Source organism: Bacteriovorax sp. BSW11_IV (assembly GCF_000447755.1).
In the GTDB taxonomy this organism is placed as follows: Bacteria; Bdellovibrionota; Bacteriovoracia; order Bacteriovoracales; family Bacteriovoracaceae; genus BSW11-IV.
The window spans coordinates 71680-96899 of sequence record NZ_AUNE01000002.1; the positions used below are offsets into that span (position 1 = coordinate 71680).

The window sequence follows — 25220 nt, forward strand, 5'->3', positions numbered from 1 at the left end:
AAGGGTGATTCTGATAAATTATGCCCTTTAAGGATTGGAGTTTATTGTGAAAAAATACAGAGTCCTTACTCTTATTCCTGCCCGCTATGCCTCATCAAGGTTTCCTGGAAAACCCTTGGCCTTAATCTCTAAAAAATCAATGATCCAACGTGTATATGAAAACTGCGCCAGTGCAGTTTCTGATGACATTGAATTTATAAGTGCCGTAGTCACAGATGATGATCGCATCGAAGAGCATGTGAATTCGTTTGGTGGAAGAGTGCTAAGAGTAGACGATGATGTTCAAAGTGGTTCTGAACGAATAAGCCTTGCTTATGAAAGATATTTTGAAAATGAGAAAGTTGATCTCGTTGTGAATGTACAAGGTGATGAACCACTTCTAAAAAGTGATCTGCTTGAAAATATCGCTCACTTCCATCTTGAACAAGACTACGATATCGCCACTGTAGTTAAGAGAGTGAAAGGTCTTGATGGGGATTTTTTAGATCCAAATAAAGTTAAGGCCGTTTTTTCTCCAGAGATAGGCAAATGTCATTACTTCTCTCGCGCAAGTATTCCGTTTGATCGCGATAAGAATAATGCTGATACTCATTGGTTTTTACACGTAGGTGTTTATAGCTACCGACCACAGAAATTAAAAGAATTTTGTCAGGCCGGCGTTTCTCGATTGGAAAATCTCGAAAAACTAGAACAACTACGCGCTCTAGAGCTTGGAATGAGTATTGGGGCCATTGAAACAAATGCAATGTTACTTGGTGTGGATACACCTGAAGATATAAAAAGACTGGAAGGAGTTTTAGGTGAGTAGTAAGAAAACAAATAAGAAGTACATTTTTATTACTGGAGGGGTTTCATCTTCTCTCGGTAAAGGACTTGCTGCTGCCAGTATTGCGGCCCTCTTAGAAAGAAGAGGGATTAAGATTAATATGCTTAAAATGGACCCGTACATTAACGTTGATCCAGGGACAATGAGCCCGACTCAACACGGTGAAGTTTTCGTAACTGACGATGGGGCCGAAACAGATCTAGATCTTGGTCACTATGAGCGTTTTACTTCATTGACTCTTTCAAAGAAAAGTAACTTCACAACGGGTCAAGTTTACCTGCAAGTTATTGAGAATGAGAGACATGGAAAGTATCTTGGAAAGACTGTTCAAGTTGTTCCACATATCACTGATGAAATTAAAAGAAGAATCCACGTTGCCAGTGAAAATGCTGATCTTTTAATTGGAGAAATTGGTGGAACTGTTGGAGATATTGAGTCACTTCCATTTGTTGAATCAATAAGACAATTTGCTCACGATGTTGGGCATGAAAACGTATTGTTTGTTCACCTTGTATTGATTCCTTACCTCGAGGCCGCTGGAGAGTTAAAGTCTAAACCAGCACAACACTCAGTTAAAGAGCTTCGCTCTCAAGGGTTATTTCCAAACATCATTATCTGTAGAAGTGATAGAGATGTAGATCAGTCTATTCTTGATAAAATTTCACTTTTTTGTAACGTACCTAAAGATAATGTTTTCCAATCTGTGGACCTTGATTCAATTTATAAAGTCCCTCTTAATTTTTACAAGCAAGGCCTTGATCAAAGAGTTGCAGAGTTACTTGGAATTTGGGCCGCAACACCAAACATTAAAGATCTTGAAAAAGTTGTCTACAACTTTGAAAATCCCCTTCGTGAAGTGAAGATTGGAATTGTTGGTAAGTACACTGAGTTAGTGGAGTCATATAAATCTTTAGATGAAGCTCTTAAGCACGGTGCCATTTCAAATCAATTGAAGTTAGTGCCTATTTATATTGATGCAGAAGACTTAGAAGATGAATCAAAAGTCACAAATATTCTTTCTGGTGTTCAAGGAATTCTTGTTCCTGGTGGTTTTGGTAGCCGTGGGACAGAAGGAAAGATCAGAGCGATTCGCTATGCCCGTGAAAATAAAATGCCATTTTTTGGAATTTGTTTAGGAATGCAGCTTGCGATGATTGAATTCACACGCAATGTCGTGGGCCTTGAGCGTGCGACGAGTGAAGAATTTGAATCAGGAGGGGATCCTGTTATACACTATATGGAAGGACAGTCGAAAGAGGGGGCCAAAGGTGGCTCAATGAGACTTGGGGCCTATGAGTGTAATCTTGATAAGGGAACACTTGCTCACTCAATTTATGGTGAAGATCTTATTTCTGAGCGTCACCGTCATAGACTTGAAGTGAACAATTTTTACATTGATAAAGTTGTGGATAAGGGAATGACTATTTCTGGTATGAATAAAGAACTTGGTCTTGTTGAAGTTATCGAGATTAAAGACCATCCATTTTTTATTGCTTGTCAGTACCATCCTGAGTTTAAGTCTCGTCCTTATTCTCCACACCCACTATTTAAAACATTCGTAGAAAAGGCGGATTTGTATGGCAAAAAATAAATTAGAACTCTTCATTGGACCATGTGTTCTTGAAAGTGAATCTCTAGCAATGACAATTGCGGAAACTCTAAAAAAAGACTTAGAACCAGTTTGGGATAAGATAAATCTTTCTTTCAAAGGAAGCTTTGATAAGGCCAATAGAACTTCTATTAATTCTTATAGAGGTCCGGGGATTGATGAAGGTCTTCGCATTTTAGAGAAAGTAAATAAAGAGTTGGGCCTCCCAACAATTACAGACTATCACTGGCCTGATCAGGCCATGACTGTTGCAAGTGTTGTTAATACACTTCAAGTCCCAGCATTCTTATGTCGACAAACGGATATGATTATTGCGGGTGCTGAGGCCTGTGCAAAATATGGCCGTCAGTTAAAAGTGAAAAAAGGTCAGTTCCTCTCTCCTGAAGAGACGGGAAATATTGTTGAGAAAGCGGCTTCAATTATGCCAAAAGAAAATATCCTTCTAACTGAAAGAGGTACAAGCTTTGGATACAACAACCTAGTTGTTGATATGGCGAGCTTTCAAATTATGAAAAGCTTTGGTGTTCGCGCTATTCACGATGCCACTCACTGTGTTCAAAGACCAGGTGGTTTAGGGAATGCGACTGGTGGAAAGAGAGAACAAATTCTTGTTCTGGCCAGGGCCGCGATTGCTGCTGGTGCAGATGGGATTTTTATGGAATGCCACCCTGATCCAGATAAAGCGAAGAGTGATGCTTCAACAAGTCTACCTCTTGCAAAAGTAAAAGATATCGTTAATGAACTTCTTCGTATTTACGAAGTTGTATAAATAGGGACGGCCATGCAAGGTAATGAACTGTATACAGTTGCAATGAAATTTAAAGACAAACTTTCAAAAATTAAAGTTTGTGCATTCGATATTGATGGCGTTCTAACAAATGGACTTGTTTGGTACGATGAAGGACCAAATAAGTTCAATCGTTTTTTTCATACTTTCGATGGGTATGGGCTTAAAGTCCTTATGCAAGCAGGATTGAAAGTTGGGGTTATCTCTGGGGGGCAATCTCTTGGAGTTGAAAAGCGATTCAAAGAAAATCTCGGTCTTGATTTTGCTTTCTTAGGAAATGAAGATAAGAGAGAGGCCTATAAGAAAATTTTAGAGATGGGGTATAAAAAAGAAGAGATACTTTTTATGGGTGATGAATTTTTTGATCTTCCTCTTCTTATGGCCTCAGGTTTTTCAGCCACAACAAATGAAGCTAGCTTTGAAGTAAAAGAGCGTGTGGATTATGTTGCCAATAAACCAGCGGGAATGGGCTGCGTTCGTGAGGTTGTTGATATCGTTCGCTATGCCAAAGGAATATATCCAGAAGTTCTCGATTTCGAAAATAATCCAATCCCATTTGGAAAATAAGATGCAAAAGACAGGCATTCAATACACGGTTCTATTTCTTGTGTCTGTCTGTCTTTCGTATTTATCAACAAAACTTTCGTTGTGGGAGAATAAGCAATTTATTTTTCTCATAAAGTTAATATTTCCCTTTCTTTGTTTTTTAACAGCTCTTTTTCTTTTTAGATTTAAAAATAATTTTCTTCGTTTAATAATCTATGGCCTAGGCACAATTCAAAATTTCTTTTTTGCGATATTGGCCTATATCTTTTACTCAAAAGATAATTTTGCTCAAATGTTATATTTTCTTATGGGTATCATTCTCACTCTTATTCTTCTCGTAATTGTCGAAAAGAAGTCATCACTTCTAGGAATTCAAAATGAAAAAAATTAGCGGTCATAAAAAAATGTCAATTTCAGAATGGTTCTCTGTATTAGCTCAATATAGTGAAGAGAATAATATTGATAGGGACGTCTATGGTAACGGTAAATTTCTCAATGAATTCGAGTCTGAGATGGCCAAGAAGTTTGGAATGGACAAGGCATTATTTATGCCATCTGGAGTTATGGCCCAGCTCATGGCCATAAGAATTTGGAGTGAGAGGAAGAAGAATAATCGTTTTAGTTGTCATAGCACATGTCATCTAACTCGCCATGAAAACAATGCCTATCAAGAGCTTCATGGATTAAGTGCCGTTATTTACGGCAAAGAACATAAGGTGGTGTCACTTTCTGATATTCAAACTATAGGGGAGAGTATTTCTAGTGTTGTGATAGAACTTCCCATGAGACATCTTGGAGGCGATTTACCTGAGTTTGAAGAGCTGAGGGCCATTTCTGATTATTGTCGTTCAAAGGGGATTGCCCTTCATCTCGATGGTGCCAGAATTTTTGAATGTATTCCTTTTTATCAGAGGCCTTTAAGTGAGATTGTTGCTCTTTTTGATTCGGCATTTCTCTCCTTTTATAAAGGTATTGGCTCGACCTCTGGTTCAATGCTCTTTGGCGATACCGATTTTATTGATAATGCCAAAATTTGGTTGAGAAGACATGGCGGAAATCTTTTTGAATTATTTCCTCTTGCTGTGAGTGCAAAATATTTCTTTCAAAAAAATGAATGCTATTTTCATGAATACTTTGAAAAGACAAAAGAGTTTGCAGAGGTCATAAGTGAATTCAAATCAATTCATATGATACCTTCATCTCCAAAAACAAATATGATGCACCTATTGATACCATTATCTGCTGCTGAGTTAGCAAAAAAATGGGATGAGTCGCCCTTTGGTGATTTACGAATGGGAAATTGGGGTGAAGTGGCCCCTAGTGTTTGTCGTCTTGAGTTTGTCATTGGTAGGGCCTCATTAGAATGGAGCCCTCAAGAATTTAAAGAGGCCTTAAACTATTTACTGAAATAAGGGACGAATTATTCGCATTCGTCCTTTGCCATCTCACAGATCTCACCATAATTAGAAAAAACAGTTCGATTTAAAAGAGAATCACTGTCAGGGTAAATGATCTTTGCCTCTTTGGACATTTCCACCTGCGTTCCAACATTGTAGTTGTAGTGAAGGTGACGACGTTTTCCCGCACATTCTAGGAGATAGGAAACCATTGAAGCACAATTGTTTTGAAGGGCGTGGTAATCAAAAATAGGGAACCAATCTCTTGTTCCTAATTCTTTTATATCATTTAAAGGAGCACTAATCTTATTGGCAATACACTGAATTTTTCTTGTAAATTCGGCCCTTTCATCTGGATCTGCAACTTTTATTTTTCTACATGTTTCATCTTGTCCATAATCTTCATAAAAAGGATCTTCTTTATAGAAATAGGCATCGCCACCAAAATAGGTTCTTTTAACAGTGTAAGGCATCCCATAAGTTTGACCATTAATTTTAATGTACACATGAGTTGTCCCAAGCATTTTCTTGTTCACATTCGGATTTTTTGTCACAGGTAAGGGTATAGTGCAGATTTCTACATCTGCACGTATATTTGCCGAAATAACGACGAGAATGATGAGTAAGACGATATTTTTCATTACTTTCCTAAAAGAGCTTTTTGTTTTTCGAGCAATTCTTTTGCGGCTTCATTGCTTCCCATAAAGCGTCCAAGAATTTTTGGGTTAATATCGTATGTGCGAACTAAGATAAGACCATCAAGTGTATTGAAGTCATCATCGACGTTAAAATCAATGAATTTTCCGCTCATTAGTCCAGTATAGTGCTTGTAAAGCTGTGGGATACCATCAACTTCATTTCCTTCAGCTGCTTCGATGGCCTTAATTACAGCATTAAGTCCCTTCACATCTTTTACAAGTCCTGCTTCTTCTAGGGCCTTTAAAGATGTAACGGCATCATTTATCGTTGATCCATTGAAAGGATTTTCATTAACGATGTGTTTTAAAAACTCATCAGTCTTTTCGGCCTTAAAGTTTTTCATAAAAAATTCGTAGATCAATTTTTTAGACAACTCTGAATAAGCGCCAGAAATGCTAACAGGTCCGATGAAGTTCATATATTGTGGGTGATCTTTTAGGTAAGTGAAAAAACCTTGCCATAAAGAATCAAGGGCCTTTGTACTTTGCATCTCTGGTATTACAAATGAGCGACCCATTTCGATAAATTTACCTTCTACTTGATCATAGAATTCCTTCTTTTGACCAAAAAATAGTGAGGAGTAAACACCTTCAGCACCATGCTTTTCAACAATTTTATCAAGAAGGCCCATTCTGTAAGCGCCAACGATTTCATTTGTTTCTTTATCTACAGCAATGAGGTGATGATAGTATAGGTCATACTTATCAATATCCTTAGCTTTTCCAGAACCTTCTTGAACTGATCTGAAAGTAGTCTCACGCAGCCTTCCTAGTTCATCGAGGATGTCTCCTTCAAGATCAGAACCTTCTCCTACGTAAATTTGAAACTTCTCATTTTCAAGAATTGATTTTAGTTTTCCCGATGAAATGGCATCATTCAAACTTTCTTTAATTGTTTGAGGTTGCTCAATAATATCAGCAAGCTTCTTTGATCTGTTTGCTTCTTTTGCTTGTCTTTCGAGGGATACTTTTAATGAATCCACTTCAGCTGCGCGACTTCCCCCTGCTAGGAAAGTTTTTTGTCTTAGGGCCTCTGCAAGTTCTTTATCATTTAAATCTTTTGGAAGATCTTCAAGTAATACTTTTTCACCAGCTCTAACCTTGATCACTTCTCCTTGAAGGGCCAAGTATTCTTTTACAATTCTAACAGTTCTTAGCATGGGATTGATTTTTCCAAGTTTATGGAAGGCCTTTGAGTTACTGCCATCAACATGAAGTGGGATGATGGGAGAATTTGTTTCTTTCATCATTGTAACTACTGTTGATTTCCATTTCTTATCAAATGTATTTAAATTCTTCAGAGCTTCTTTTGAACCTATATTGGCAGTGTCTGCTAAGTGTGAGATTTCTCCGGCCGGGAATATTACAAGAGCTCCACCGTTCCTAACGTGCTCCTTAGCTTTTTCAATAATATCTTTATTTTTTTGAATAACTTCAACAGAACGCGGGCTTAGAATATCAACAGCATAAATCTTGCTACTAATTTCAGGAAAGATTTGTACAAGTAAATCATTTCCAATAGTCATCACATCGTCGCGACCCACAAGATTTTCGAGGATATAATTAACAGCAATACCGTCAGCAAAACCATAGGGGTGGTTCGATACGATTATAGCAGGACCTTCTTTTGGAATATTTTTTAAAGAACTTTCAGAAATATCAATGGAGTTGTTTTGAAAATCCATGGCATTTTTCCAGAAGTTTTCTGTGCCATGGTATCTTGATCTAAAGACATCAAGTTTTTTTTCTAATTCACTAAAACCAAGAAAGCTTTTTGCGATTTTTGTACTAAATGTTTTCTTTGCAATGCGAGCTTGAATTGAATTGCCTTGAATGACGATATTAAGGACATCTTCATAACATCCAGCAAAGGTCAGTTTCGAGGCGAGTAAAAGCGCAATCAAAAGTTTAGCGTTCATCTAAGTTTCCTGTCAGTGTGTTTGACTGAAATTTTAGCTGTTAATGCTTTAAAATTGGGGGATGCTGTATTTTTGACTAGGGGCCGTCATGATTTTAGACGGCCTTTGTTTATGGGTTAAGTTGTTGGAATTATTATTGTGAATGTTGTAATATCACCCTCTGTGCTCAATTCTAACTTCCCCCCAATTTTTTCTATAAGGTGGTTGGCCACAGTCAGGCCATTGCCTAAATGACCTTTCTTGTGAGTATAAAATGGGGCCATCAGAGTTACGAGGCATTTTTCATTTAAGTGATTGCCATTATTTTTTATCTGGAGATAGCAATTTTTCTCGTCATGAAAACTGATAAGGGAGATTTTAGCATCTTCTTTTATATCTCCTTCAAAACTTTCTATGGCATTATACAAAACAGAAACATAGGCCTGCATAAGGGGAGCAATTTTTGTTTTGAACCTAAAATCTTTTTCGAAATTTTCCTCTACTTGAACTTGTAAATTTTTGATTCTATTTTTACAAAAAACTAAACTATTTCTAATAAAGTTCTCAACACTTATTTCTGCGACAACATCTATGCTTTCATCTTTGGCAAAGAGTACGAGCTTTTGAATGATTTCCTTCGTCCTTTCGATCGCGTTATCAACATTGGCGATATAGCTTAAAATCTTATCGTGTCCTTCACCTAGAGACTCTTTTACCTTCATTACTTGATCTTCAACAATGCTAATTGAAAGAGAAATGATACCGAGGGGATTGTTAATTTCATGGGCCAATCCTGCTGCAACCTCAGAGAGAAGATAGAGTTTGTTTTGATGAATTTTTAAGGCCATATCGAGATCATCACCAAGAGTCGACAAAGGCATCTGATACTTTGCAAGTGTAACTCCTTCGGCAAGTGTTTGAACGCTTAAAGGACTACCATCAAGGCCTTTAAGTTTAGAGACGGGACTGCCGATATCTTCTTTAATGAGATTAAAACACTCTCGGGCCCTGTCGTTGTAATAACAAAGAACATGGTCTTCAGACCAGCCAATTATTGGCAGAGGGTCATTATTTAGGATAAGATAGGTACTCTCAGAGCTTAGTTTCATAATTTTTCTCTTTAAATGAGTTGAAAAAGTATTGAATTTTAGTACTTTTTCGGAGAAAAGTTCTTCAACCTCAAGCAATTGAGGAAATATTAAGGGTAAAATAAATTTATACGCATAAATTAGATATAGAGGACGAAATGGCAAGTACGGAAAAACTAAAAGAATTGCTCGACAACGAATATGATTGGCCTAGCTATTACTTATTCAAGTTTGTCGTTCACTCAGATCATGTCGACACTTTTAAAGTTATCGTAGAGCACGACAACTTCATGGAAAGGCCGTCAAAAAATGGCAAGTATGTGAGCCTTACGTTTAAAAAGCTTATGAATTCTAGTGAAGAAGTTCTGTTAATTTACGAGAAGGTATCTACAGTACCAGGAATTATTTCTCTCTAATCAAATCTAAACAAAGGAGTGTTTGGTGCCTAATTATAAAGTTGCCCTTGTTATTGGGGCAGGTGCATTTGGAACTTCAATTGCATCAATTTTGGCCAACTCATTTGATAAAGTTATTCTAAAAGTTCGTTCAAAAGATGTTTACGACTCCATAAAAGAAGACAGTGTGAATGATGTCTATCTTCCCGGTCAAAAGCTTCCATCAAATGTTGATGCGGCCCTTGAGTGGGATGAGGTTGATGCCCATAAGATGGATGATCTTGAACTCATCGTATCTGGTCTTCCAACCACAGGTATTAGACCCTTTTTCAAAGAAAATTATGATCGCTTTGAAAAGTATTTTGCTAAAGGTATTCCTTTTGTGTCTCTATCAAAAGGGATTGATACAGACACACTAGAGCTTCCTGATGATCTTTTCTTTGATTTCTATGGACACTACAAAGAGAACTTCACATTTCTTTCTGGACCAAGTTTTGCCAAAGAAATTATGCAAGAACAAATTACATTAGTGACGCTCGCTGGTCGCTCTCGTCGTGTTCTAACACAAGTATCGGCCATGTTAGAAACGCCATATTTTAAGGCCCTTCCTTCTTATGATGTTAAAGGTGTTCTTCTTGGTGGTGCGCTTAAAAACGTAATTGCCATAGCTGGTGGAGTTGTAGAAGGACTTGGTTATAACCACAACACAAGGGCCGCTCTTATCACAAGAGGTATTGTGGAAATGCTTCGCTTTGGAAAAGTATTTAATGCTAGACCTGAAACTTTCTATGGGCTCTCTGGAATGGGGGATTTAATTCTCACAACAACAGGTGAGCTTTCAAGAAATAAACAATTTGGTCTTGAGATTGCGAAGGGACGTTCTGCCAGTGAAATCATCAGCTCGCAAAGAACTGTTGTCGAGGGTTATAAAACGACTCAGGCGGCTCACTTAATTAGTGAGAAGTATGATATTAGGGCCCAGATCTTCAATGGCCTGTATGAAGTTTTATATGAAGATCATAATCCTGGTGATGTCATAAAAAAACTGATGTCGAGTCCATCAAAGTTTGAGATTGAATAAAAAAACCAGCATTACGCTGGTTTTTTTAATTAAGGGCTTGATCTATTTCTTTTAAAGTAATTGTTTCACCAAGATTTATGAGTTCACCTTTTGAGTTGATCACAAAGTAGGCGGGGACTCCAACCATACCATTGGCCTTAAGCCATGACCCAATTTTCTCATCTCTTCTCGTCCAGTCCGCCAAAAGAAGTTTGACGTTTTTCTTGGCCACTAAATCTCTAAAACCTTGAGTATCGATGACAAGTTTTTCATTTACTTTACAAGTGAAGCACCACTTTGCCGTAAAATCTACAAATGTTAGCTCTTTACTTTCTTGATGTGAAGTCATCTTCGCTTGTGACCATTCTTGCCAATCAAGTCCTGAAGTTCTTTTTTCGGTCACAATGGCAGATTGTCCTTCTACTGATTCGATTTTATTTTCAACAACAAGAGCACTCACTAATAATGCGATTGTGGCAGCGATAAAAGGAATCTGGTAGGCCTTCTTTTTTGACATATTCTTCCACATATAGAACATAAAAAAGATGAGCGCTAAGGCCGTGTTCATCTTTATTACTGAAAATGAACTATCCACAAGGGCCGCAAATACATCTAGCAGCCATACACTTGTAAGGATTAGTGTTAGTCCAAGAAATTTTTTTAAATGCTCCATCCATGCACCTGGGCGCGGAAGAAAGCTAATGAGAGAGGGAAAGAAGCCTGTTAGTAAGAAAGGGAAGGCCAATCCAAGACCAATCATCATAAAAATTGAAATGATATAAATAGGACCCGAAGTAAAAGCAAACGTTAGCGCTGTTCCTAAAAATGGAGCACTACATGGTGTTGAAAGAATTGTAGCAAGAACTCCACTCAAAAAATCTCCAGTGAATGTATTTCTAATTTCAACATTACCAAGCTTTGAACCACCTGGAGTTTTAAATTCAAAAAGACCAAATAGATTTAAGGCCATAGTGAAAATGACTATTAACATAAGGGCCACGAAAGTCGGGGATTGCAATTGGAAGCCCCATCCAACACTTGTCCCTGCTGCCTTTAGACCCAGAACGGCCATGACCAGAACAAAGAAACTAAAGAGTACGCCTAGTGAGTAAAAAACATTGTGCTTTAAAATTGAAAGTCTACTTTCGTTACTGTGCTTGATTAAACCAAATAGCTTAAGTGAAATCACTGGCAAAACACAAGGCATAAAATTTAAGATGAAGCCACCTATGAAGGCAAAAAGTAGGTAATAGATAAACGAAGGTACTTCAGTTTTTGCTGATTGTTCTTGATTCTGATCTAATGCGGAAGTGCCTGCACTTGGGGTTGTGTCCTGAGTTGAGAATTCAGTGACTAGAGCAAAAAATGAATCTAGCTTATCTGCTTGATCTAAACTAATTGATGTAAAGATTTTTTCAACGACTGAAACTTCTTTTGTTTTTGGATCAGTATAGAGGAAGCGCAATTTGTAGGGAGAAGTGAATTTTCCATCACTAGGTAAAGGAACTTCGGGATCCATATACTCGCCATCCCATTCAATATTATAACGAGCATAAACATTATTCTTTTTATCTTTAAAGAGTTTTTCTCTTTTAAAGGCAAAGGGCTCTTGGGGGAAGGGAGTCAGGACGTTGATATTTTTTACGATATCTTGTTGTGCGACGTCGTTAAGTGTATAGAACAAATGTAGCATTGGAGATGTTGATTTATTATCTTTTGCAAGAACCAAATCTAAATCCGCAGGCATATCTTTAATTTTTGGAAGAGCTTCTATTCTTCTTGTCAGTTCAGAGTCATCAACAACTAGTTTATCATTTTTTTCTTTTAATAGACCGTCATTCAGGTTCCAATTAAGTTTTTTCTCACCAGGAATACAAATGTGTTTACAAACAAGCCAAGTCGAATGAATTTCAAGGGCACCATTTTTTACATTTTCTGGAAGTTTGAAAAATAAAGAGTAATCACCTTCATATCCAAAGGCCAAAATATCACCTTTTTCAATAAAGCGCTTTGGTGCTGGCCACTCAAGTTCTTCAAGGTTTAGATCTTTACTATCTAGTTTGAAATTTGCTTTGATTGGGAGTCCTGCATCTCCAGGATTTTTCCAGTAGGTGTGCCAATGTGGGAAGTTTTTGTAATTAAGTGCTAAAAACTTTGCATCATTATGAGTAAATACCTTTGCACTAAATTCCACCGGTGTCTGTGGGATACTTTCTTCTTCTGAATAATTTGCCCAAGTTTGTCCGAGGCATCCTAGAAGTGCGAAAACCACAATAATCTTTAATCTATCCCACATATAATGTTATCCTTTATCAGAGATCTAACTTATAGCTATTTACGTCAATATTAACAAAATATTAAGCCCTAAACATTAATCTGCAAAGATTTGACTGAGAATTGACAACGAAATGAAAGGACGGCCAATGAGCTCACATTTCCCAAAAAGAATTGTTTGTTTAACTGAAGAAGGGGTGGAAACGCTCTTTGAAATTGGTATGGGTCACCTTGTTGTTGGTGTATCGGCCTTTGTCGAAAGGCCTTTAGAGGCCAAGCAACTGCCAGTGGTTTGTGCTTTTACTGGTGGAAGTGTTAAAAAAATTATGAATTGTGAACCCGATTTAGTCCTTGGGTTTTCAGATATTCAAAAAGATTTGGCGCGTGATCTTATTGCACAAGGCCTTTCTGTCTATATTGCCAATCATCGTTCCATTTCAGGAATATTAAGTTATATAAAAATGCTCGGATATATGGTGGGAGCCCCTCTAAGAACCGATGAGCTCATAACTAAGTTAGAGGCCAAAATACAGGTCGCACAAGATTTTGCAAAAACATTAAAAGTTAAACCCCGTGTGTATATTGAAGAATGGGATGAACCTATGATTTGTGGCATTGAATGGTTTAACGAGATCGTCCAATTATGTGGTGGCATAAGTGTTACCAATGAAATCTCACAAAAAGGAAGCCTTGCTAAAGATCGTTTCGTTAGCTCTGAGCAAATAGGGGCCTTAAACCCTGATATGATCTTGGCCTGCTGGTGTGGCAAAGAAGTGGATAAGGAATCTTTCAAAAATCGAGTAGGGCTTAAAGATACTGATGCAGTTTTAAAAAATAGGATAATTGAACTTGATCCGGCCATCTTTTTACAACCGGGACCTGCTCCAATTTTAGATGGAATTGATCAGTTAATAGAGATTTTCAAAAACTTCGATCCAAATGCCTAAAAATAGGTTCAAACCTTTTTTCTCAAAAAAAAGTTAAATGATTCTGTCGAAATTCCGAACAGTCAAATGTAGACCGTAAATGGATACGAGGACAGTCCATGAATAAAATAATGAACTTAGCAATTTTAATGACAATTTCAACCCTCTTCGCTTCTTGTGGGGCAGTGGATTTCCTTGAACAAAGGGCCGCTTATTACAACCAATTAGAAGACAAAGGCTACGTTTTACTCAAAGAAAACGAGGCCCTTAAGATTGAAGTTGCAAAACTTAAAACACAAGTGAAGTCACTTGAGAGTAAGAACTATTATCTCGACTCGCAACTTGAAACTTTGAAGTCTTCTAAGACAATGCCGGCCGAGCGTACAATTGCTAGTGTTGCGCCAATGAATTCTGCGAATGATCTTGTCAAATTTGATGTTTATAAGTGGAAAGCTGATGAAATGTTAGCAGTTGCTGGAAAAGAGTTCACTGCTAAGAATTTTGAAAAGTCAGCTCAATTCTATAACACTTTTGCGATCCAGTATCCTGATTCAAAATTAAAAGATGATAAATATTTATATCAGGCGGCCATGGCCTCTTATGAGTCTGGTAAGCATTATGATTGGACACTAAAGCATCTTGATAATCTTGTAGCGAATTATCCAAAGAGTGAATTCTTTCTTGGGGCAAAGCTATGGATGGGTCTTACTTATTTAAAAATTGGTGATGAACAGAAGTTCTTTTCTACTGTTGAAGAATTTAGATTGAAATATAGAAACACGCCAGAATGGCGCATCTTGAGTCCGCATTATGAAAAAATTGTTCAAAAGTACAAAACTAATTAGTACAGCTTTTCTACTATTAATTGCTGATGTTGCCATGGCCCAATCTGAAAAGGCCGTGGTTACTGCATTAATGGGAAGGGCATTCGTTAATCGCAAAGTTGATTCAAAACCAGTAATGCTCGAAGTGAAAAAAGGGGACACTCTTTTTGAATTTGATGAAGTATTCACAGAAGTTGGATCACAACTATCGATGCGTGACAGCTATGATCATGATTTTCATTTATCTGGTTCTGGTTATGCATTAATTCTTAATAGGGCCATTGAACTTAAGGGTGGATATCTTTGGGTTCGTTCTTACTCTGATCGTGATGAGAAGTTTAATGTTTCTACAGTAAATGCAAATACAACTTATGATAATGCAGATTTTATTATTTCATTTGATCAAGACTCGGGTAAAACTCAATTAATGTCTCTTAAGGGTCAGGTAGAGTTTGCCAATATGGTTCATTCATATCTTAAGTATGAAGTTCCGGCAGGAAAATTCTCCTTTATCTCTGAAAGCTATGAGGATGGATCGCCTCGTATGCCGACTCCAACAGGTGAATCAACTTATAGAAAAGTGATTAGTTTATTTGATGGTGTAGATAAAGATTTTGAGAATAAGACTAAAAGACAAATTGTAAAAAAAGAATCGCCTAAAGCTGACGACAGAACTCCTGCCTCTGCGACTTCGCCAAAAACAGTAAGTGAGCCAGGAAGTATAATTTATGTAAAAGAGTCTCCAAAGATTATTGATGATAGTAATATGATTGATGATATTGGACGTAAATTAGCTAGCGAATCAATGAAAAAGATTTCAGCAAAAAAGAAGTTCAAACCAACTTATGAGAAATCTTCTGGAGTACAAGTAAAAGTATTTGGTTCTCATAGTAATGCTGGAAACAGAATGCCTGCTTCAGTAAGCAATATGAAGAAAAAAGAAACTATGCGTGGTCCAGCGTCATTGGTTTCACCTGTTCAAATTAAGAATGATCCATTTGAAAGTTCATTGTTAATTGAATACAAAAAACAGATGAGACATTCAAATGAAGTTAATTCATTGATTAAAGAACTCAAGAATTACGATCAAGACTACAAAGAATCCTACTAAATCTATTTGAAAATGTGCCAGTGTGTCTGGCACATTTTACAATCTCGGCTCAAATCCAAAAAAGCACTATAATATCCATGAGTTTATAACTTTGACATGGAGTATTTATGCCAACGATTAAAGAGGCCCACGCCCTAACTTATGATGATGTTCTCATAAGACCAGGCTTCTCTGAAATCCTTCCTGCAAACGCTGTTTTAAGTACTAAGTTTTCACGCAACATTGAATTGAAAATACCAATCGTATCAGCTGCGATGGACACTGTTACTGAGGCGCCTGTTGCTATTGTCATGGCACAAGAGGGTGGGATTGGTGTTATTCATAAGAATCTTCCGCCTGAATTTCAAGCGGCCGAAGTTCGTAAAGTAAAAAAATACGAAGCAGGTATGGTTACTGATCCAATTACTGTTCATCCTGATGCTGAACTTAGTGAAGTTGTTGCGATTACAAAGAGACATAAGATCACAGGTGTTCCAGTCGTTGATGATAAGGGACAGTTAGTTGGGATTTGTACAAGCCGTGATATGCGATTTGAAACTGATCACGCAAAAAAAGTAAAAGATATCATGACACCAAAAGATAGACTGATTACGGCCCAGAGTTCTATCAGTCTTGATAGTGCGAAGATCAAACTTCACAACCATAGAATTGAAAAACTTCCTATCGTTAACGATAGTGGTGAGCTTCTTGGATTGATCACAATCAAAGATATTTTAAAAACAATTGATTTTCCAAATTCAAATAAAGATCAATATGGAAGATTACGTTGTGCCGCTGCTATAGGTGTGGGTGATAAAGAGTTTTATCGTGCACAACTTCTTGTTGATGCAGGTGTCGATGCGATTGTTATTGATACGGCCCATGGTCACTCGAAGGGTGTTATCGATATGGTCAAAAAAGTAAGAAAAGAATTTGGAGATAAAATTGATATTATTGCTGGAAATATTGCTACTGCAAAAGCGGCTCAAGATTTAATTGCAGCAGGTGTTGATGGTGTGAAAGTCGGTATTGGTCCTGGCTCTATTTGTACAACAAGAGTTATCGCTGGAATTGGTGTACCTCAGTTAAGTGCTGTTATGGAGTGTGCTGAAGTTTGTAAAAAAGCTGGCATCCCTTTTATTGCAGATGGGGGGATTAAATATTCTGGTGATATCGTTAAGGCCATTGCTGGAGGCGCCAGTGCTGTTATGTTAGGTTCTCTTTTCGCAGGTTGTGATGAAACACCTGGAGAGATGATTATTTATCAAGGGCGTTCATATAAAGTTTATCGCGGTATGGGATCTCTAGGGGCCATGGCATTAGGTTCTAAAGATCGTTATGGCCAAGCAAGTGTTGAAGATAAGAAGTTAGTGCCAGAGGGGATCGAAGGTCAAGTTCCTTATAGAGGATCTCTTGCTTCGAATATCTATCAGCTTGTCGGAGGACTACGTGCAGGTATGGGCTATGTTGGTGCTAAGACAATTGATGAGCTTCAAGAAAAAGCAGAGTTTATTAAAATTACTTCGGCCTCTTTGAAAGAATCACATCCACACGATGTTGTTGTTACAAAAGAAGCCCCTAACTATCAATTAACTTAAAAGGTTCTTATATGAGCGATAGACAAATTTGGATTGTAGATTTTGGTTCTCAATACACACAATTAATTACGAGAAAAACAAGAGAGCTTGGTCACTCAAGTGAGATTATTACTGTAGATGAGTGTCGCGATCTTTTTAAAGAAGGTAAAACACCAAAGGCGCTTGTCCTTTCTGGTGGTCCTCAGTCCGTTTTTGAAGATGAAACTGATTACTCATTCATTTTAGAAAGAAAAGATTTACCAATTTTAGGTATCTGTTATGGAATGCAGCTTCTTGGAAAATATTTTGGAGGAGTTGTAGAGAAGGGAACTATTGGAGAGTATGGCCACGCATCAATACATTTTGATAATGGTTTCACTATCAAAGGTTGTCCAGATCAAGTCAATGTATGGATGAGTCACTCTGATCACGTCTCTAAAGTTCCTGAGAATTTTAAAGTCGTTATGAGTTCATCTAATGGCCTAGTTGCAGCGATTAAACATGATTCAAGACCCGTTCTTGGTCTACAGTTTCATCCAGAAGTAGAACACTCTGATCATGGAAAAGATATTCTTCTTCATTTCTTCGAAGAGTTATCATCACTGGAAAAAGATTGGGATGCAAGTGAAATGCTAAAAGAAGCGAAGGAACTTGTTTCCACAATTGGTGATTCGAAGGTTCTTTGTGCTTTTTCTGGAGGTGTCGATTCACTTGTGGCTGCAATGATTGCTCATAATGTAATTGGAAAAAACCTTTACTGCTTCTTCGTTGATCACGGACTTTTAAGACCACAAGATTATGGTCATATTGAAACTTTAAAAAATGAAACTGATCTTAATATCGAAATTATTAATGCTAAAGAAATCTTTTCTTCAAAACTAAAAGGTCTTTCAGACCCAGAAGATAAGAGAAAGGCCATTGGTAAAACATTTATTGAAGTATTTGAACAAAAGGTTCATGAGTTTGAAGATCAAAAAGGTGTAAAATTTGATTACTTACTTCAAGGAACACTTTATCCAGATGTCATTGAATCAATTTCTCCGCATGAAAAAGGTGGAAAATCAGTGACTATTAAATCTCACCACAATGTTGGGGGATTGCCTGAGAGAATGAAGTTAAAACTTCTTGAACCGCTTCGTTATCTATTTAAAGATGAGGTGAGGGCCCTTGGTCTAGAGTTAAATTTAAAGAGAAACTGGGTATACAGACATCCATTTCCAGGACCAGGAATTGGTATTCGTGTTTTAGGAGAACTTTTTCCTGAGTCAATTTTAAAAGTTCAACAATCTGATCAAATTCTTTTTGAAGAACTTCAAAACTTTAATCTTTATGAAGCTACTTGGCAGGCATTTACAGTGCTTCTTCCTGTTAAAACAGTAGGAGTGAAAGGTGATGCTAGAGCATTTGAAGAAGTTATTTGTATTCGTCTTGTAAATTCAAGTGATGGTATGACGGCCACTTGGAGTGATATGCCAAGAGACTTTCTAAGCAAAACTTCTAATAGAATTACCAATGAAGTTAAAGGTGTAACTCGTGTTGTTTACGATATTACTTCTAAGCCGCCAGGTACAATTGAGTGGGAATAATTATTGAAACAGAGGAAGTTGCTCTATAGGAGCGCTTCCTTTTTTCATCACGTCTTCGACTCTTGTTGCGAAGACTTCTCTTTTTTCAAATGAATCTTCATATGTTTGAATCACAAAGAAACTCATTTCTGGGTATTTTTGTTTAAGCTCTCTCATGGCCTCTGTTACAAGTTCAACGTTTTTAGGGTCATCATCACTCATCCCAAATCTGTGATAGTTTGAATAACCATAGGTTTCAATGGCCTTCTCTACAGATTCGTGGATGGCACGTCTTTTAAGTTCAGCAACAGATGTTTCAAGGTTTTTGTCACCAAGTTGTACTCTCATATCTGGATTACTAACTGGGTATATACTTAAATAATTCGGTCTATTTGGTAGATGACCTTGTCTCACCATTACGTCGATTCCATGTTTAATGGTTTCAGGATGGTGACCTCTGGCCGTGATAACAGAAATTGGTCTTTTGTTAAATGTCGCGTGGAAGAAACAATTCCATGATGGAGCTTTCCAGTCGTGTGGACCTTTTGAAAGGGCCTCTTCAATATCGATAACAAAACGTTGTTTTTTTCCTTTGATTCTTTCTACAAAAGTAATCTCTTGATCGCGACAATAACGAAAGCTTCCATTGGCATCACACAGATCAACGGTGAAGTCTTTATAAAGTCCATCTTTACCAATAAAGGCACTATGCTGACCAAACTCACCACTAGAGAGAATAATTTCTTCTCCTGTTCTTTTATGAAATAGAACAATTGGTGTTGATAAGAAGGCGATATTGTCATCGAAATCAAAGAAATAGAAAGAGCGGCCACCTAAATGAAAGTTGCGATCGGGTTCTTGTTCTCTCTTGAAGTCAAATTCAAGCTGAGCAGAGGTATCCTGTTTGTGTGCTTTTTTCTTATTGGCCATGGGCCGATTATCGTAGAAAATTCAAATTTACACAATTTGTCACTGTAAAAACTACAGGAGGTGTCAATTAATCTTCCAAAATGAGCTTTGCCAAGTCCTTGACATCATTAGGGAATTTCTCCCAGTCCACTTTTTTCTTTTGTCTTTTAGCGGCATTTCCATAGTGGGTTAGGCATAGGGCCCTTACAATTTTGCTTGATCTTTCATTGAGAGCACAGCGCTCATTGAAGGCCATGACTTTAGTCAAAAGTTCTTTATTGTCTTTAGCAAGGCCATCAAGTTGTCTTAGATTTTCTGCAACTTGAAAATATTCGAAAGGAATGGTTTGAACATTCTTATCAAAGACACCCTCAACTTCAATTATTGTAGGAATCAGTTTTTCAGTCTCAAAAATAATTTTTTGAAACTCTAAAGGCTCTGCCTTTGTCAGATTTATGTTAAGAAGTGATAGTGAAATGATTAGAGTTTTTTTCCATACTTTCATGAGTAAAATAATCCTTTATTTTAATCTCGATCTCATAGAAAATAATGCCATATTAATTGAGAATTACAAGGTTAGATGCAATGAATGATAAATCATTTTCAAGACGCGATTTTGTCAAGTTTATGGGAGGCTCTACAGCAGCACTTATGGCCATTTCACCGGCCGCACTTCTTACATCATGCAAAAATGATATTGGGCTTAAGGGTATTACTCCTACGCTTCAAGATGAGCTTGTGTTGGCCCCTGGTCTTGATTATAGCGTTTTAATCAAGTGGGAAGATAAATTAAACACTGAAGACTATTTTGGTTTTAACAATGACTACACAGCATTTTTTGAACTGAGTGAAAGCGAGGCTATTCTTTGGGTGAATCATGAATACCCGCATCCGATGTTTATTGGTGGCTGGATGAAAGGGGGACCAAGAACTAAGGAGCAAGTAGACAAAGAGCGCTACAATCTAGGTGGGTCTCTTGTTCATATTAAAAAAGATAAGAACAATAGATGGTCATATGTTGAAAACTCACAGTACAACAGAAGATTGACGGCCACGACAGAAATTCCTTTGATCGCAACAAGAGATATTAAAGGGGCGAGAGTTGCTGTTGGAACATTTGCGGGATGTGCAGGGGGAGTCACTCCTTGGAAAACAGTTCTTTCTTGTGAAGAAAATTATCAGGATTACTATGGTGATTACTCAAGTAAGGGTGAATTCAAAAAAAGTAAATTCAAATGGGATGATTTTTATAAATTACCGCCAGAGCATTATGGATGGGTCGTTGAAGTTGATCCATTGACAGGTGTTGCGAAAAAACTCACGGCCATGGGGCGTATGTCACGTGAGGGAGCAACGGCCACAGTTGCTAAAGATGGGCGTGTTGTGGTGTATTCAGGTGATGATAAAGCAAATGAGCATATCTATAAGTATATTTCTAAATCAACTGATTCTTTAGACGAAGGTGAGCTATTTGTTGCTAACCTTGAAAAAGGACAGTGGTTATCTCTTGATTGGTCAAAGAGTAAAGTTCTTCAAGATAATTTCAAAGATCAAATGGATGTACTCATATACGCTCGTGAAGCAGCAAAACTTCTGGGGGCCACTCCATGTGATCGTCCAGAGGATGTTGAAATCAATCCAAAGACGAATGATATTTTTGTATGCTTAACAAACAACTACAATAAAAATGAGCCGGATAATCCAAAAAATAATTATTACGGTAAAATTTTAAAAATTTCTGAAACAAATGCAGACCCTCTTTCACTGACTTTTACTTCTTCTGATTTCGCTGTAGGTGGTAATGATAGTGGATTTGCTTGTCCTGATAATATGATTTTTGATCACAATGGTAATCTATGGATGACGACAGATATTTCTGGCGACATGGTGGCCAAGGGTCCTTATGAAAAATTCAAAAATAACGGACTATTTTATTTTCCACTAAGTGGTAAAGATGCCGGTCGTGCTATTCAAATGGGTTCTGCTCCAGTCGATGCAGAGCTTACAGGATTGAGTTTATCAACTGATAAAAAGACTCTCTTTCTCAGTGTTCAACACCCTGGAGAAAAATCGAAATCATTAACGGAGTTAAATAGCCATTGGCCTAAGGGCGGGAACGAAATGCCACGTCCAGCAGTTGTGCAGATTTTTGGGCCACTCTTTGATAAATTAAATGGATAAATAAAAATTATCTTAGAGAGGACTCTTATGAAGACCATTTTTTTATCGCTCCTTGTTTTTGTTAGTTTGAATGTCTTTGCCCTACCAACAGCGACAGTTAAAGTTTTGAAAGGGAAGGTTCAGTTTAACGGAAAAGAAATTAAGCAAAGTGATGTGATTAAAGAAAATGGTCTTATTACAACGAGTCCGAGAAGTTTTGTAAAAATAGAGGTGGCCGATTGGAATTCGGCCATCGTTATTGGTCCGGCCTCATCAATGAAAATAGATCTTTCTTCACCAGATGTAGAAAAAAAATATGAATTTCTTGGCGGTGTTTGTCGCTGGAAAAGTTTAGTGACAAAAAGTGAAGGCAAGAAAGGAAAGATTTTTACAAAAGAAGTTTCCGTGGGAGTTCGTGGAACAGATTTCCTTTTAACAAGAAATGAGCATTTAGGTGAGAGCGAGATCATCGTTTTTGATGGACTTGTTCTGTTTTCAAACCTTGCTGATCAAAATGATAGTGCAGAAATTAAGCAAGGCCAGTGGGGTGGTGTCGGAGGACGTTATGGAGAAAAAATTGGTAAAATTATTGATTTACCTCCTACTGCGTTAAGACACTACACACGCTTTTTAGAACTTTAGTCTTAGTGCATCGCAAGGCCCTTAATATCACGAGGGCCTTTTTCCTCAAATCCCAGGCCTTGAATTGCGTCATAACCTGACAAATCGTTGAAAAATTGATACATTATTTTAAGAGATAAAAAGATATCACACACACGAATAGGTTTTTTCTTATGAGCGATGAAAGCGCACAAACAATCAAAGAATCCCATCCAGACAGTTTTGTACATTTACACCTTCACACTCAGTACTCACTACTTGATGGTGCCATAAGGTTAAAGGATCTTATAAAGCAAGCTAAGGAATGGAATATTCCTGCCATTGCTCAAACAGATCATGGGAATATGTTTGGGGCCATTGATTTTTACTGTCAATGTAAAGATGCTGGTATCAAACCAATTCTTGGTTCAGAAATTTATTTTACTCCTGGTTCACGTCACGATAGACGAGCGGCCAAGAGAACGAAAACTGCGAGTTCGCAAGATGAAGAAGAATCATCTCGCCAAATTCACCACTTAATTCTTCTTGCTAAAAATAATACGGGTTATCAAAACCTATGTAAGCTTTTATCTAAGGCGTACATGGAAGGATTCTACTATAAGCCTAGGGCCGATGTGGAATTGTTGCGTGAGTTTTCTGAAGGACTTATTTGTACGACGGCCTGCCTTAAAGGTGAGGTTGGATACAACTTCTTTACTGGCCAAGATGATAAGGCCCATAAGGCCATTGAAAAACTTGTTGAGATTTTTGGTAAAGAAGATTTCTATTTAGAAATTCAAGAAAACGGATTACCTGAACAAAAGATCGTTAATGAAAAAGTAATTGCTTACGCTAAGGAAACTGGCGTTAAAGTTGTTGCAACTAACGATTGTCACTATATGACTCCTGAAGATGCAACTGCACAAGAAGTACTTCTGTGCGTTCAAACAGGGAAGACATATGCTGATGAAAATAGAATGAGAATGACGTCTCAGGAGTTTTACTATAAATCACCTGAGACCATGAGAAGTGCATTCCACTATATTCCAGAGGCGTGTGATAACACCCTTGAAATTGCAGATAAGTGCAATGTAGATCTTCAGTGGACAGATGAGACTGGAAAACAAATTTACCACCTTCCAGATTATCCTATTGAAACCGAAGAGAATCTAGAAGAATACTTCAGACGTGTTGTAACTGAAGGTATGGAGGCCAGATTTAATGGCCCTCACTTTAGAAAATTAATTACTCAAGACAATTGGGAAAGTGAGCTTCGTCCAAAATATTACGAACGACTTCAGTACGAAACAGATATGATTGTACAGATGGGGTTTCCTGGTTACTTTCTAATCGTATCGGACTTCATTCAGTGGTCAAAAGATAACGGTATTCCTGTTGGTCCAGGTCGTGGTTCAGGGGCGGGATCACTTGTTGCTTACTCGCTAGATATTACCAATATTGATCCAATTCCATATAATCTTCTCTTTGAGAGATTTATCAATCCTGAGCGTATTTCCATGCCAGACTTTGACGTCGACTTTTGTCAAAGTGGTCGCCAAAGAGTTATCGAATACGTAACGAAAAAATATGGTGAAGATAAAGTTGGTCAGATTATTACTTTTGGTAAGCTTCAGGCCAAGGCCGTTGTAAAAGATGTTGCCAGAGTATTTGATCTCTCTTTTGCTGAGGCCAATATGATTTCAAAACTCATCCCTGATGAGATTGGAATTACATTAGATAAGGCCCTGGAAATGGAGCCTAAACTTACTGAGCTTATTGAAACTGATCCAAAGATCCGTCAGATCTTTACGATTTCAAAACGTCTCGAAGGTTTATATCGTCACGCCGGAATTCACGCAGCAGGGGTTGTAATTACAAACAAGCCACTTGTTGAGTACTGTCCGCTTTTCAAAGGTGGAAAGGGCGAAAAGGTTATTCAATTTGACAAAGACTTCGGTGAAAAAATCGGTCTGGTAAAATTTGACTTCCTTGGACTAAAGACTCTTACGGTTATTGATTACGCTTGTGGATTCATTCGCCGTGATCACGATGCAAATTTTGATATTGAACATATTGATTATGAAGATGCAAAAGTTTTCAAATTCATGGGTGATGGAAATACCATTGGTGTTTTCCAGCTAGAGTCGTCAGGAATGATTGACCTTACGAAAAGAATTAAACCCGATTCAATTGATGATATTACCGCTATCAACGCCCTTTATCGTCCAGGTCCAATGGGATCGGGAATGCATGATGAGTTCGTTGAGATTAAGCATGGTCGTAAAGAAGAGGCCTATGCTTTTGAAGAGCTAAGACCGCTTCTCAAAGATACTTACGGTATTATTGTGTACCAAGAGCAGGTAATGAACATTGCAAGAACAATTGCAGGTTACTCTCTTGGGCAAGCGGATATGCTTAGACGTGCCATGGGTAAAAAGAAAATCAAGGATATGGAATACCATAAGCAGGTTTTCTTACAAGGTGCAGCTGAGAGAAATTTTGATCTTACCAAGGCAGAGGCCCTCTATGATCTAATGGCCAAGTTTGCGGAGTACGGATTTAACAAATCTCACGCCGTAGCTTATTCATATATTTCATACCAGACAGCTTTCTTGAAACATTACTACCCAGCGTGTTTCTTTGCCGGACTTTTGTCTACAGAGCTTTCAAACGCAGATAAAGTTACTTTGTATATCAATGACGCCAAAAAATATGGTGTTCAAGTTTTACCTCCAGATGTTAATGAGTCTCTTTGGCTATTTAACGTCGTTGATGGAAACCTTCGTTTTGGTATGGGTGCCATTAAAAACGTTGGAGAGGGTGCAGTTGAAGAAATCGTTCGTGAGAGAACTGAAAATGGTGCTTTCCAAGGCTTCATTGATTTCTGTGAGCGAGTTGATTTAAAAATAGTTTCAAAGAAAGTCGTCGAGTGTTTGATTCGTGTTGGTGCATTTGACCAATGTGAGAATGAATACAACCGTAAAACAATGC

The 25220-nt window shown here is 37.6% G+C and carries 22 protein-coding genes; 16 read left to right on the forward strand and 6 right to left on the reverse strand.

Annotated elements, in window-relative coordinates; all coding sequences use genetic code 11:
* Nucleotides 1-46 precede the first annotated feature (46 nt).
* From kdsB to M899_RS00315, 6 genes are read left to right on the forward strand one after another with little or no spacing between them, the layout of a single operon-like run.
* Complete coding sequence (kdsB, locus tag M899_RS00290) at nucleotides 47-808, forward strand: 3-deoxy-manno-octulosonate cytidylyltransferase (protein WP_021269337.1); 762 nt, start codon at nucleotides 47-49, stop codon at nucleotides 806-808.
* Entirely contained in the window at nucleotides 801-2417 is a 1617-nt protein-coding gene (locus M899_RS00295; RefSeq protein ID WP_021269347.1) for a CTP synthase, read from the forward strand. Before kdsB ends, M899_RS00295 begins: the two co-directional genes overlap by 8 nt.
* Entirely contained in the window at nucleotides 2404-3204 is an 801-nt protein-coding gene (gene kdsA, locus M899_RS00300) for a 3-deoxy-8-phosphooctulonate synthase (RefSeq protein WP_021269361.1), read from the forward strand. Before M899_RS00295 ends, kdsA begins: the two co-directional genes overlap by 14 nt.
* A 42-nt stretch (nucleotides 3205-3246) precedes the next feature.
* Nucleotides 3247-3789: a KdsC family phosphatase gene (locus M899_RS00305; RefSeq protein WP_034727113.1), complete on the forward strand. Its 543-nt coding sequence runs from the start codon at nucleotides 3247-3249 to the stop codon at nucleotides 3787-3789.
* A 1-nt stretch (nucleotide 3790) separates the two neighbouring features.
* Nucleotides 3791-4159, forward strand: a complete 369-nt coding sequence (locus M899_RS00310; protein WP_021269403.1) for a hypothetical protein — start codon at nucleotides 3791-3793, stop codon at nucleotides 4157-4159.
* The gene (locus M899_RS00315; protein ID WP_021269411.1) at nucleotides 4146-5180 is read left to right on the forward strand and encodes a threonine aldolase family protein; all 1035 of its coding nucleotides are present in this window, start codon (nucleotides 4146-4148) and stop codon (nucleotides 5178-5180) included. Before M899_RS00310 ends, M899_RS00315 begins: the two co-directional genes overlap by 14 nt.
* Nucleotides 5181-5188: 8 nt before the next feature.
* On the opposite strand, the gene M899_RS00320 is transcribed toward M899_RS00315, so the two are convergent.
* The 3 genes from M899_RS00320 to M899_RS00330 form a co-directional block, all read right to left on the reverse strand.
* Nucleotides 5189-5806: a hypothetical protein gene (locus M899_RS00320; RefSeq protein ID WP_021269353.1), complete on the reverse strand. Its 618-nt coding sequence runs from the start codon at nucleotides 5804-5806 to the stop codon at nucleotides 5189-5191.
* Nucleotides 5806-7782 carry a lysophospholipid acyltransferase family protein gene (locus M899_RS00325; RefSeq protein ID WP_021269366.1) on the reverse strand — a complete coding sequence of 659 codons (1977 nt, stop codon included), beginning with the start codon at nucleotides 7780-7782 and terminating at the stop codon, nucleotides 5806-5808. Before M899_RS00325 ends, M899_RS00320 begins: the two co-directional genes overlap by 1 nt.
* 116 nt (nucleotides 7783-7898) lie before the next feature.
* Nucleotides 7899-8870: a sensor histidine kinase gene (locus tag M899_RS00330; RefSeq protein WP_034727092.1), complete on the reverse strand. Its 972-nt coding sequence runs from the start codon at nucleotides 8868-8870 to the stop codon at nucleotides 7899-7901.
* A 137-nt stretch (nucleotides 8871-9007) separates the two neighbouring features.
* Between M899_RS00330 and M899_RS00335 the strand changes: the two genes are divergently transcribed.
* Together M899_RS00335 and M899_RS00340 are read left to right on the forward strand one after the other, a co-directional pair.
* Entirely contained in the window at nucleotides 9008-9265 is a 258-nt protein-coding gene (locus M899_RS00335) for a DUF493 family protein (RefSeq protein WP_021269349.1), read from the forward strand.
* Nucleotides 9266-9290: 25 nt separating this feature from the next.
* Nucleotides 9291-10325, forward strand: coding sequence for an NAD(P)H-dependent glycerol-3-phosphate dehydrogenase (locus M899_RS00340; protein WP_021269364.1), 1035 nt, complete (start codon nucleotides 9291-9293; stop codon nucleotides 10323-10325).
* Nucleotides 10326-10350: 25 nt separating this feature from the next.
* Here M899_RS00340 and M899_RS17300 read toward each other — a convergent pair whose 3' ends face one another.
* Nucleotides 10351-12600, reverse strand: a complete 2250-nt coding sequence (locus tag M899_RS17300; protein WP_021269393.1) for a protein-disulfide reductase DsbD family protein — start codon at nucleotides 12598-12600, stop codon at nucleotides 10351-10353.
* 127 nt (nucleotides 12601-12727) lie between these two features.
* Here M899_RS17300 and M899_RS00350 point away from each other — a divergent pair, with 127 nt between their 5' ends.
* The 5 genes from M899_RS00350 (at nucleotide 12728) to guaA (ending at nucleotide 18581) form a co-directional block, all read left to right on the forward strand.
* On the forward strand, nucleotides 12728-13525 hold the full coding sequence (locus M899_RS00350; RefSeq protein WP_021269360.1) for an ABC transporter substrate-binding protein: 798 nt from the start codon (nucleotides 12728-12730) through the stop codon (nucleotides 13523-13525).
* Nucleotides 13526-13623: 98 nt separating this feature from the next.
* Nucleotides 13624-14349, forward strand: coding sequence for a tetratricopeptide repeat protein (locus M899_RS00355; protein ID WP_021269358.1), 726 nt, complete (start codon nucleotides 13624-13626; stop codon nucleotides 14347-14349).
* Complete coding sequence (locus M899_RS00360; protein WP_034727094.1) at nucleotides 14315-15439, forward strand: hypothetical protein; 1125 nt, start codon at nucleotides 14315-14317, stop codon at nucleotides 15437-15439. Before M899_RS00355 ends, M899_RS00360 begins: the two co-directional genes overlap by 35 nt.
* A 107-nt stretch (nucleotides 15440-15546) precedes the next feature.
* Nucleotides 15547-17016 (forward strand): IMP dehydrogenase, encoded by a 1470-nt coding sequence (guaB, locus tag M899_RS00365; protein ID WP_021269354.1) that lies wholly within the window; start codon nucleotides 15547-15549, stop codon nucleotides 17014-17016.
* 11 nt (nucleotides 17017-17027) lie between these two features.
* On the forward strand, nucleotides 17028-18581 hold the full coding sequence (gene guaA / locus M899_RS00370; RefSeq protein WP_021269363.1) for a glutamine-hydrolyzing GMP synthase: 1554 nt from the start codon (nucleotides 17028-17030) through the stop codon (nucleotides 18579-18581).
* Here guaA and M899_RS00375 read toward each other — a convergent pair whose 3' ends face one another.
* A complete protein-coding gene (locus M899_RS00375; protein WP_021269365.1) occupies nucleotides 18582-19490 on the reverse strand; it encodes a hypothetical protein in 909 nt (302 codons plus the stop codon).
* Nucleotides 19491-19557: 67 nt separating this feature from the next.
* A complete protein-coding gene (locus tag M899_RS00380) occupies nucleotides 19558-19974 on the reverse strand; it encodes a hypothetical protein (protein WP_021269392.1) in 417 nt (138 codons plus the stop codon).
* An 80-nt stretch (nucleotides 19975-20054) separates the two neighbouring features.
* Between M899_RS00380 and M899_RS00385 the strand changes: the two genes are divergently transcribed.
* From M899_RS00385 to dnaE, 3 genes are all read left to right on the forward strand, one after another.
* Nucleotides 20055-21650, forward strand: a complete 1596-nt coding sequence (locus tag M899_RS00385; RefSeq protein ID WP_021269406.1) for a PhoX family protein — start codon at nucleotides 20055-20057, stop codon at nucleotides 21648-21650.
* Between the two features lie 27 nt (nucleotides 21651-21677).
* Complete coding sequence (locus M899_RS00390) at nucleotides 21678-22271, forward strand: FecR domain-containing protein (RefSeq protein ID WP_021269342.1); 594 nt, start codon at nucleotides 21678-21680, stop codon at nucleotides 22269-22271.
* Nucleotides 22272-22423: 152 nt separating this feature from the next.
* Nucleotides 22424-25220 (forward strand): DNA polymerase III subunit alpha (gene dnaE, locus M899_RS00395; protein WP_021269408.1); only part of this gene is annotated, 2797 nt, incomplete at its 3' end.